This window comes from Hoeflea sp. AS60, from assembly GCF_038900115.1.
Lineage (GTDB): Bacteria > Pseudomonadota > Alphaproteobacteria > Rhizobiales > Rhizobiaceae > Hoeflea.
Window position 1 is genome coordinate 2,236,379 of the sequence record NZ_JBBMQP010000001.1, and the last position, 10,432, is coordinate 2,246,810.

Annotated in this window: 7 protein-coding genes; all 7 read left to right on the top strand. The window is 56.5% G+C overall.

Features of this window, described 5'->3' with window-relative positions:
• Positions 1-14: 14 nt before the first annotated feature.
• From WNZ14_RS10240 to WNZ14_RS10270, 7 genes are read left to right on the top strand one after another with little or no spacing between them, the layout of a single operon-like run.
• Positions 15-1,760, top strand: a complete 1,746-nt coding sequence (locus tag WNZ14_RS10240) for a DUF3131 domain-containing protein (protein WP_342868460.1) — start codon at positions 15-17, stop codon at positions 1,758-1,760.
• Positions 1,760-2,917 (top strand): acyltransferase, encoded by a 1,158-nt coding sequence (locus tag WNZ14_RS10245; protein ID WP_342868461.1) that lies wholly within the window; start codon positions 1,760-1,762, stop codon positions 2,915-2,917. The genes WNZ14_RS10240 and WNZ14_RS10245 overlap by 1 nt, the downstream gene beginning before the upstream one ends.
• Before the next feature lie 2 nt (positions 2,918-2,919).
• On the top strand, positions 2,920-4,752 hold the full coding sequence (locus WNZ14_RS10250) for a glycosyltransferase (RefSeq protein ID WP_342868462.1): 1,833 nt from the start codon (positions 2,920-2,922) through the stop codon (positions 4,750-4,752).
• The gene (locus tag WNZ14_RS10255) at positions 4,739-6,070 is read left to right on the top strand and encodes a DUF3131 domain-containing protein (RefSeq protein WP_342868463.1); all 1,332 of its coding nucleotides are present in this window, start codon (positions 4,739-4,741) and stop codon (positions 6,068-6,070) included. The genes WNZ14_RS10250 and WNZ14_RS10255 overlap by 14 nt, the downstream gene beginning before the upstream one ends.
• Complete coding sequence (locus WNZ14_RS10260; protein WP_342868464.1) at positions 6,067-6,966, top strand: hypothetical protein; 900 nt, start codon at positions 6,067-6,069, stop codon at positions 6,964-6,966. Before WNZ14_RS10255 ends, WNZ14_RS10260 begins: the two co-directional genes overlap by 4 nt.
• Positions 6,963-9,248 (top strand): hypothetical protein, encoded by a 2,286-nt coding sequence (locus WNZ14_RS10265; protein ID WP_342868465.1) that lies wholly within the window; start codon positions 6,963-6,965, stop codon positions 9,246-9,248. Before WNZ14_RS10260 ends, WNZ14_RS10265 begins: the two co-directional genes overlap by 4 nt.
• Before the next feature lie 16 nt (positions 9,249-9,264).
• Positions 9,265-10,200: an alpha/beta hydrolase-fold protein gene (locus WNZ14_RS10270; RefSeq protein ID WP_342868466.1), complete on the top strand. Its 936-nt coding sequence runs from the start codon at positions 9,265-9,267 to the stop codon at positions 10,198-10,200.
• The last annotated feature ends 232 nt before the right edge of the window (positions 10,201-10,432 follow it).

A 10,432-nucleotide genomic window follows, 5' to 3' on the forward strand; every position in this document is an offset into this window, starting at 1 on the left:
TCGGGAGATTTCATATGACCTACAAACTGCCAATCATGATTTTCGCGGCAACAGCCGGTTTCGGTCTGTTGGTTGGAAATATGCCGGCCGGTAAAACCGACAAGGCAATGCTGAATGCCGCGACGGTTCCGCAGCCTGACAAGGCGTTGTCCGCAGACGAAGGCGCAACGCAGGTCTTGTCATCGCTTGTGAGCCAATTTCCGACGACTGCACCAAAGGCCACGGAAACGCCGCTTCTGGTCGAAGATAAAACCTATGGACAAATAAACCCTGAGTATCTCTTCGGACGCAATGGCCCGTTGACTGACCGCGAGATGGCCATGGCGAGGACAGCCTGGTCGTATTTCGAATCGCGCTACCAGCCCGAGACAGGTCTGGTGAACGCCGTTGGGTCCTACCCGTCGACCACGCTGTGGGATACCGCTTCTTACATAAGCGGCCTCGTTGCCGCCCGAGAGCTTGGTATCATCGACAAGCGTACGTTTGATGACCGCGCAACCAAGTTCATCAAGACTATGCGCAATCTCGACCTCTATAAGAAAGAAGCGCCCAACAAGGTCTACAACACCAAGACCGGCGAGAAGGTGAACTACGCCAACAAGCCCGGTGAAGTCGGATATTCTGCACTCGACATCGGTCGCATGCTGATCTGGCTGCAGATCCTGAAAAATCGCTATCCATATCTGGCAAACAGCATCGACAATATTCCTTTGAAATGGAACTTCTGCAACATGGTGCACGAGGACGGTCGTCTTTTTGGATCGATCGTGACCGGGAAGGGTGAAAATCGCTACGTCCAGGAAGGGCGGCTCGGTTACGAGGAATATGCCGCCAAGGGCTTTGCCATGTGGGGCTTTGATGTTCCCCGAGCTCTCGATCCCGAGCCACTGGCCTACACCAAGATATACGACGTCGATGTGCCCTATGACGGGCGTGATCCGCGCGTTTTCCACAACCAGAACTACGTCCTGACTGAAAGTTATCTGCTGGACGGGCTGGAACTCGGCTGGGATCTGCCATCTCGCGATGACGGATATCCGGGGGTTGCAAGTCAGGGTTGGCGCGCCGAGTTCGCCCATCGCATTTTCCTGGTTCAGCAGCGACGCTTTGAGCAGACCGGCATTCTGACCGCGCGGTCCGAACATCAGGTCGATGGAAAACCTTACTTCGTCTACGATTCAATCTTCGCCGATGGTTATGCGTGGAACACGCTTGATCCGAGCCAGATTTATCAGCCTGACCGGTCAGCTGTGGCAGCAAAGGCCGCCATCGGCATGTGGGCGCTATGGGATGTGCCTTACACTGATCTGTTGTTTGATACTGTTGCGGATCTGTCGCAGGAGGATCAGGGTTTCTACGAGGGCCTCTATGAGAACGGCAACGGATTTATCCCGCTCCAGACCGCCAACAACAACGGCATCATCCTGGCGGCGCTGCTTTACAAGGTACAGGGCCCCATCCTCAAAAAGCTGAACAATAACACCCAGTACTGGGACATGGCCTTCTCGCAAAGCGACATACGCGTCAACAAATGCCTGCCGGAGCCGATGATCGTCGAGAGCAAAGGTTGCGCTACCTGTTCGCTACCCATTGATCTGCCCGAACCGGCAGTGCCTGAAAGCGCATTCAAATATTGCCGCCCGATTTCCACATCCGATGGAATTGCCGCGACCGAGTGTCGCCCGGAGCTGGAACCGTTCTCCAAACCTGAACCGCGGATCACTTATCCCGGTTCCTCCCAGGCAAAGTGGGGCCAGTGATGAGTACTTCCACCAAAACTCGCATGACTTGGTTTGACGCCAACCGCGTTTGGGCAGCAATTGGCGTGGTTCTGATTCACTCGACCACCGATTTTTCCGGGCAGCCGTTTCCTGCGGCTACTGCCGGCGAGCGGTTTGTGCCCGTGTTCCTGCGCTCGATTGCGGAATTCTCGGGATCCGAGATGTTCTTCTTTTTTTCTTTGTTCCTGATGGCATTGCGGGTTGATCGGCACCGCCCTGCCTACAGCAAGGCGATTGCTACTCAGGCTGAACGCCTGCTGGTCCCTTTCGCGTTCTGGACGATCTTTTATGCGCTCTTCAGGTTGGTCAAGGCCAGCGCCTTCGGGTATGCGCCCTCCTATCTCGAGCAACTTGGACAGTGGCAGACCTGGCTTTCGTTCTTTCTGCTGGGCAAGTCACAGTATCATATGCACTTCCTGCCCACCCTGTTTGCACTCTTCCTGTTCTATCCCGTGATGCGACTGGCGATGAGATATCCGATCCTCGGAATCGCCCTGTTTGCCACATTGGGCGCCATGAACCACGTGCACGCCTTTTTCTGGTCACTCGATATCAGCCCGCTGATCAGAGACTATCTGATCCGGATCACAAAGGTGTGGGGCTATGTCGGCTACGGCTTCGCAGCTTTCGCGCTCTATGGCTTGTGGAAGGACGGCATTCCTCGAGGTGAATCCAAGTTAATTCGCCGCGGCGGCTTCTACTTTGCCGGCATAGCCTACATCGCGACGCTGCCGTTCTTTGGCCATGCCCTGTTTGAAGGCAGCTGGGGCATTCGCGCCGGCTGGGATTTCTACGGCCATTTCCTGATGCCGCTGTTCATGTTCTCGCTGTTTTTGGGCGGGCAGTATTTGAACTGGTCACCTCGCTGGTCGATGCTCGCCAAGTACACCTTCGGCGTCTATCTGGTCCACCCCATGATGATCGATCTCTACGATATTGCCGTCGTGAAGAGCGGCCTCTCCACCATGATGTCACCCACAGTGATCGTACTGTCTCGCTATTGCGTGGTTCTGCCCGCAGCGCTGCTTTTTGCCGTCTGGGTCGGGCGCTTCAAGCCGCTTGCATGGACAATCGGACTCGGTCCGGCTCCCTGGAATTGGGCCAAGTTGCGTCCGGTTCTGAAGAATGAGGCCTGATCATGGATAACTATTTCCAGGAATTTGAAGGTCGGGTTCCTCCTCAGCCGCTCACCTATTCGCCAGCTCGCGAGATGGTTTGGCAATTCCTTGCAACCATCGCGCTCGTGGTTGGCGGTTGGTATGTTGGCTGGCGCTGGCTTTATTCTCTCAACTACGACGCGTTGTGGTTCGCGCTGCCGCTCGTGCTCGCCGAGACATTGGCCTATATCGGCTTGATCCTGTTCGTGTTCAATCTCTGGAAAGACCAGCCGGTCGTCATTCCGGTGGCGCCGGAACGCGTTGAGGACGTCGTACCCGACAGCCCTGAGGCTGGTCGGCCAATCTCGGTCGATATCTTCTTCACTACCTACAATGAGGAGCCTGAACTTGTCAGGCTGGGTATTCTCGACGCCAAGGCGCTTGAATATCCACATCCAATTGACGTTCGCATTCATGTTCTGGACGACGGCCGGCGGCCTGCGATGAAGGCGGTGACCGATGACGAAGGCGTAGGCTACATCTCGCGCACCACCAATGAAGGGTTCAAGGCCGGCAATCTGCGTAACGCAATGGAGCAGACCGACGGCGACTTCATGGTGATCTGTGACGCAGATACCCGCCCTCTTCCCACGCTTCTGCTTCGCACCATGGGGCATTTTCGCGACCCCAAGGTCGCCTGGGTGCAAACACCACAATGGTTTTACGACCTTCCCGGCGGCGAAAGCCTCACACATGCACTCGCACGCCGGTTTGGAACACGTGGCAACCGAGTGGGCGCCATCTGCGAAAAGCTGTTCGGTGGCATTCAGCTCGGCGAAGATCCTTTCGTCAATGATCCGCAAATGTTTTACGATGTGATCCTGCGCCGCAGGAACTGGGCCAACGCTTCATTCTGCTGTGGAGCTGGTTCCATTCACCGGCGCGAAGCGGTCATGGAGGCTGCGCTGCGCAAATTCGGAGAGAATGTTGAGGCGCGCGTTGCAGCTGCTGAGGAGGAGATCACGGTCGAAAGCCGTGAGCGTCGAGTTTCCCCCGAACTCATGGAAGCGATCCGCACCGAAGCCGTGACTGGTGAGGTGCTGACGCCTTACAAGTTCCATGTATCCGAAGATATCTACACTTCCATCGTTTTGCATTCCGACCGTGAGCGTGGCTGGAAATCCGTCCTGCACCCCATGGTGGAATCCAAGATGCTCTCGCCCCAGGACCTTCTGACCTGGACCATCCAGCGATACAAATACGCAGGTGGCAGCCTCGACATCCTCTTCAATGACAACCCGCTGTTTCGTCCCGGCCTGACTTTCTCGCAGCGTATGATGTACGCGTCGACGTTTTATTCTTATCTCGGGTCGATCTGGAACCTGGTCTTTCTCGCCGCTCCGATCATTTATCTGTTCTCCGGCATTGCGCCGGTTTCCGCCTATACCGGTGATTTCTTCATCCACGTGATCCCGTTCCTGGTAGCCCTGGAACTGGCGATGATGGTGGGGACATGGGGCCTGGCCGGCTATGCGGCGAAGGCCAGCTATCTATCGTTTTTTCCGCTGGGTCTGCGCGCCTTGTGGAACGTGGCAAGAGGTCAAAAAATCTCGTTTCCCGTGACGCCGAAAGACCGACAGTCCGGCAATTTTCTGAGCATCGTACGCCCCCAGCTTGCGGTGATCGTGTTGACTGTTGCTTCCAGTATGTGGGCTGTCGGCGCTTTGCTGATCGGAGAGACCCAACACTCAACCACTGGCGTCGTGACCAATATTCTTTGGGGCATAAACAACTGTGTCGCGATGGCGGGGATGGTCACCGCCGCACTCTGGACACCGTCAGACAAAGAGGATGTATCCAATGAGCTTTCGTGAAAACCTTGTCCGTGCTCGCAGCCATATCGTCTTTCTGGTTGCCCTTGTGCTGGGCCTGACCCTAGTCATCTGGCTGGAAGGATTGGGCGATATGCAGAAAACCACAGAGACAAAGACCGCTCCAAACCCCATGGACCGCTTTGAGGCGATCACGCCGCTGCCGCTGGCTGTGGTCGGCAAGAGTTCCGACAAGGATCTCGAACAGGCTCGGATAGCTTGGACGTATTTCCAGAACAATGTTGATCCGGACAGTGGTCTCGTCAATTCGGCCAACAGCTACCCCTCCACTACCATGTGGGAGACGGGCTCCTACTTCGTTGCAGTGCTGTCGGCAGAGCGACTTGGTCTGATTGATGCGGCAGAGGCCGAAGCACGCCTTTCAAAGGCTCTTGAAAGCCTCGTGAAACTGCGCCTCTTCGACGGTACCTTGCCCAACAAGGCGTATCATACCCGTACGCTGGAACTGGTGGACTACAGCAACAAGCCTTCCGAACTGGGGCTTGGCTGGTCGGCGCTTGATGTCGCCCGCATCGTTGCAACCTTCGGTCTGATAGAGCGGAACCATCCAACGCTGGCACCTGCGATCGAGGCGATCCTGGCGCGCTGGCAGCTGGACAAGATGGTGGTCGATGGCGAACTGATGGGCACCAACATCGTGGACGGAAAGATCCGCCCTAACCAGGAAGGCCGCGTCGGTTACGAACAATATGCAGCCAAGGGCATGATGCTTTTCGGGTATGATGTATGGCGCGCCTACGATGTTGAGGGCAACCTGATGGCACCTGATGTCGAAGGCATTCCTGTGCCCGTCGATACGCGTCTGCACCGTGCCACCACGCCAGCCTTCGTGGTCAGCGAACCCTACCTCTTTGATGGACTGGAATTCGGCTTCGACGCCCGTTCACGAAGGTTCGCCACTGCGGTGTACCAGGCGCAGGAGGCGCGCTTTCGAGAAACCGGAAAGCTCACCGCTGTGAGCGAGGGACATCTGGATTCGGCACCGTATTTTGCCTACGCAACCATCTGGGGCGGTGGTTCGCCTTGGGCGGTACTGAGCTTCAAGGGCGAAAGGATGGATGATCGCCGCACGATTTCAACCAAGGCTGCCTTCGGATGGAATGCCCTGTTTGGCACCGAATACACAGCCAAGCTTGTTGAGGACCTTGAAGTTGCCGCAGACCCGGAAAAAGGCTGGGCTGAAGGAATCTATGAGTCTTCAGGTGAGTTGAACGGCTCGATCACAGCAAACACCAATGCTGTTGTGTTGGCGGCACTTTCCTTCCGCGCCCATGGCGCACTGATAAGGCCGCTTCCATGAAACATGTTTCAATCCTGTCGCTTGGTTTTGGTCTGGCAGCATCCCCAGCGGGTGCCGCAGTTTGCGTCTCTCCTTTCGACGGAGCGTCAACTCCCGTGACGCAGTCCGTAGAGCAATTGGATCCCGGCGGCCTGGGCCCGGCTGCAGGAACCGGTCTGTTTCAAGAGGGGCGCGTAGCTGGCTATATCTACCGGATCTATTCTGACAGCTCGGCCCTTTTGTCGGAGCGGAGCCAGAACCCGAACTGGGCCGTAGACCTGCATTGCGGGGGGGACCCTGTCCAATGTAAGCAAACATGGATTGGCCCTATTCCAGATGATGCTGTTGATCTCGGGTCGCAATTGGCGAGGTGCCTACGAAGCGGTTCCGAAAGGAACGAAGGCATTCCCTATCTACCGGAGGCAACAGCTGATCTGCCCGCAATACCCAGTTCGGAAGAGCCTGCGCCAGTAAACAGTCATGCCGGGCTTGCTGCTGCTGCTGCTGTTGCCACTCAACAGGCACTCGACGCGTCAGTTAGCCGGGTACCGCTGGTTGAAGAAACCCTGCCACCTGAATTCCGGGAACGGCCAAGCGCGACAAATGACTTGCCGACTACACTCGCCGGAGAAAATATTGGCGGCGAAGCCACACGCCCTGACGCCCGCTTGGGCGTGAGCCTGCAACCATCAGAGGGCTGTGGACTTTCGGGGGTGCCGCGCGAAGGCGTTCCCATTCTGGTGCTTCAGCGGCTGCTGGTGGAAGCCGGACATCACATTCAGCCGCTGGACGGGTTGATGGGGCCGCAAACACGAAGCGCTCTTGAGGCACAGCTTGGCCAAGGCAACGGCGACCTGGAAATCGAAACGGCCATCACGCGCGTGGATGCCGCACTTTGCAAACGGGCCGTGAGATGAAGACGGCTGCGCTAAAGCTATTCTTGACAGCTTTCGGTGCAATCCATTGTCTGGATCAGGCAATGGCAGACAGTCACGCGCCCGAAAACGCGCACGCCGCAACTCATATTTCGCAGAACACACCTGGCCCCGTCATATTCGACACCTCAGAACCGATCTTTCCGGGCGCCGAGGAAATGACAACAGACACACCCAACGTCTTTTCCTGGTCCCGTTACCAGATCGGAAGAATTGACGGCTGGAGCTACCGTCTGTACCCGGACGGATCGGGGACAATCCTTTCAGATGCGGATCGATCCGCCGAAAATTTTTCAGTTGGCTGCGTAAGCGCCGATGCCTGCACCGTCATCGGCTCTGACGGAAACAGCATTTTCGTGAGACTAAAGGGCACACGGCGTCCCAATATACCAGCCGAAATCGACGGACCCAGCCTGTCACGCTACCTTGCTGAATGGATCCTTGCTGGTCCTGATGCAGCACCACCACTGCCGCAAGTTGCGGAACCTGCTCCCGCGTCAGCACCTTTGGTGTCCAGCGAGATCTCACCAGGCCCCTCAGAACCTGAAGCGTTTGAAGGATCTGAAAGCGCCAGTGATGGCATTGCAGGACGGCAACTTGCAACATCGAAGCAGCTCGAAAGGCCGTCGCAGGCGGCGTTGCCTGCAAATGCGATTGATCCGGTCGCAAGCCCTGACGGTTCCAGGCGCAAGGTAACTGAGCCTGCGGCAGAGCCAATCCGTAGCGCGTCTGAAACAAGGCCGCAGCCAGAAGCCACTGAAGTGTCAGCAGCATCTGAAGCTCCCCAGCCGACGGCACCACAGCCTGAAAAGGCGACGGGCATCAAGGTGAACGGCGAGAAGACGCGTCCGGAAAAAACTGAAGTCGCTGCAGTCGCCAAAACGAAAGAAGCAAAGGCGCCCGAGCCTGCTGTGATGAAAGCAAGCTCGGCAGCGGACGCCAAAGCGCAGCCAGAAAAAGGCGAAGTCGCTGCAGTCACCAAAACGCAAGAAGCAAAGGCGCCCGAGCCTGCTGTGATGAAAGCAAGCTCGGCAGAGGACGCCAAAGCGCAGCCAGAAAAAGGCGAAGTCGTCGCAGTCGCCAAAACGCAAGAAGCGAAGGCGAACAAGCCTGCGGTGACGAAAGTCGGTAACGCGGAGGACGCGGCAACTCAAATAGATGAATTTGAAGTGGCAGCAATCCCAGACATCACCAAGACCAAAGTTTCCGGGACCTTGGCCACGGCAACAAACAAGCAGCAAGATCCTGCGCCTCAGCCGAAATCGGTTGAAGTGGTGGCCTCGGAGCAGTCGCCAGTTGAAGCGCCGAAGCCTGCGCCTGCGCCGGTGGCGATGGTGACGGCGGTGGCGCAGGACACCAATACCAGGGTTGATGTAGCGCCGAGTTCAGCAATGTCCGAGGACTGTTCCGCTCCCGATCCTTTGTTCCCGGATACGTGCGCTGTCCCGACAAACGATCCTTTGCCACCCCAACAGAATTCACCCGCGCCCTCACCGGCCCCGGAAAAAGACAAAGACCAAGCGCAGACCAAACCCGACCTTGCGGCCACGGAAAAACTGGTGGAAGCAAAAACAAACCAGAATAAAGATCCCTCGCTGGCAGACCGTTTACGCCTGTCATGTTCGCTCAATTACGGATTGGGGCTTAGACATGCCCGCCCCGGCTCGACGAAAGAACACGTCGGCAAATCCAGTACCAGCCTTGGATGCGGTATTCAGTTCACAGACCGCCTTACCATGCGGGTTTCGCTGATTGGCTATCCTTTCTCTGGACAGCGACAGGAATGGGACCCGGACTTTGCCTATTCATTGAACTTCAAGGCGACCGATTGGCTGGCCTTCAGTTATTCAAATTACAGCGGTCGCTTCAACGCACCTGGCAATGGCTTTGTCGATTCTTTGAAAAACGGAAGTTTTCGTGCAAGCTTGAAGCTGCCTCATCTGGATTTGCCCTTCGACAAGACCGCTGCCTGCTCTGTCGGCGTCGGCCTGCCCAATCCGTTTGACACCAGCGCAACACTTTCCTGCGGCGTTTCCATCACCGAAAAACTACGCGTAAGCGGCACTGCGCATTTCTATGCGCCGGGCACGCAACTGAGCTACAGCCCCGACTTCTCATACACAGCAAGCTACAAATTCACTGACAGGGTGACGCTGACCTATTCCAATTATGCCAACAATCGCTGGCCCTGGAATCCGTCCGGAGGCAGGGATGCCGACTTTCTCGACGGCAGTTTCTCGCTCTCCTACAAGCTCGATTTCTGACTGAAGGATCTGTTCAATGGTAAATTGGTTCAAACAGACATGTCTGATGTTGCTCGCAACCTGCTTATGGTTCGCTCTCGCTGCAGCGCATTCGGTGGCGGGAACCGTGACATTCAACAACACGGTCCCTAGCCCCACACTTGGAAGGCTGGTGTCCTATGCCCTTTATCTTCCGCCGGGTTATGAAAATGACAGCCGATCCTACCCCGTCATCTATTTGCTGCATGGCGGTGGAAGCGGACAGCCGAGCGACTGGTTCACGTTGGCAAGGATCGAGCAGGTGCTTGACCGTCTTATAGCTTCCGGTGAAATCCCCCCCGTGATCGCGATAGCGCCTGACGGACGTCGCGATCTGCACAATGAGGTAGCGACCTATTTCATGGACGACGCTGACGGTCTCACCCGGTGGGAAGAGATGTTCAAAACGGAGTTCGTGCCCACTGTGGAAATGCGCCACAGCGCGTTAGGCACAAGTCAGAACCGGGCGATACTCGGACTTTCAATGGGGGGCGTCGCAGCAGTGACTTTCCAGTTGCGCCAACCTACAGATTGGGCCGGTGTGGCGGTTCTTAGCGCCGCTTTCAGGACCCGGCAGCAAATCACAGAACTTTCGCAGCCTGCCTATGATGCCCGCTATGGAGGTTGGTTCGGTATCGGGCTCAAAGGCAACGCTCGGCTTAATCAGCAATGGGCGCAAACAGAAATCAACAGCCTCATTGCGGAGGCCGACACAAGTGAATTTTCACGCATTCCCAGACTCTATTTCGATGTCGGAGCTGACGATCCGTTCTTCGGCGGAAATGCGGAAACCCATCTGATGATGACGAAAGCCGGCTTGCGTCATCGCTTTCGCGTCCGCGAGGGCGGTCATAACTGGAAGTATTGGCGAGCAGGTCTCGACGATGCGATCCTGCATCTGGGTGCTGTGCTGACGCGTGATTACGGAGAATAGGGATTTGAGCGCAACGAAGTCGACAGACTGCGGGCTGATCCATTCGGACAAGGGCCAGGGCTTCACTAACTTTGGTTTGACCCTGCCATCTTCATCCGCGGCGATCTTGAAGTTGCCCGCCAAGGCGCACGGATAAACCAAGAACTTCATCAACAAAATGAGGAAAATACATGACGAAGATACGTAAAGTCAGAAAAGCTGTTTTGCCGGTTGCAGGTCTGGGAACCCGATT

Bases quoted from the DNA above. Each gene is read 5' to 3' on its own strand.
- WNZ14_RS10265 (WP_342868465.1), top strand. From the start codon at position 6,963: ATGAAGACGGCTGCGCTAAAGCTATTCTTGACAGCTTTCGGTGCAATC.
- WNZ14_RS10255 (WP_342868463.1), top strand. From the start codon at position 4,739: ATGAGCTTTCGTGAAAACCTTGTCCGTGCTCGCAGCCATATCGTCTTT.
- WNZ14_RS10250 (WP_342868462.1), top strand. From the start codon at position 2,920: ATGGATAACTATTTCCAGGAATTTGAAGGTCGGGTTCCTCCTCAGCCG.
- WNZ14_RS10245 (WP_342868461.1), top strand. From the start codon at position 1,760: ATGAGTACTTCCACCAAAACTCGCATGACTTGGTTTGACGCCAACCGC.
- WNZ14_RS10270 (WP_342868466.1), top strand. From the start codon at position 9,265: ATGGTAAATTGGTTCAAACAGACATGTCTGATGTTGCTCGCAACCTGC.
- WNZ14_RS10240 (WP_342868460.1), top strand. From the start codon at position 15: ATGACCTACAAACTGCCAATCATGATTTTCGCGGCAACAGCCGGTTTC.
- WNZ14_RS10260 (WP_342868464.1), top strand. From the start codon at position 6,067: ATGAAACATGTTTCAATCCTGTCGCTTGGTTTTGGTCTGGCAGCATCC.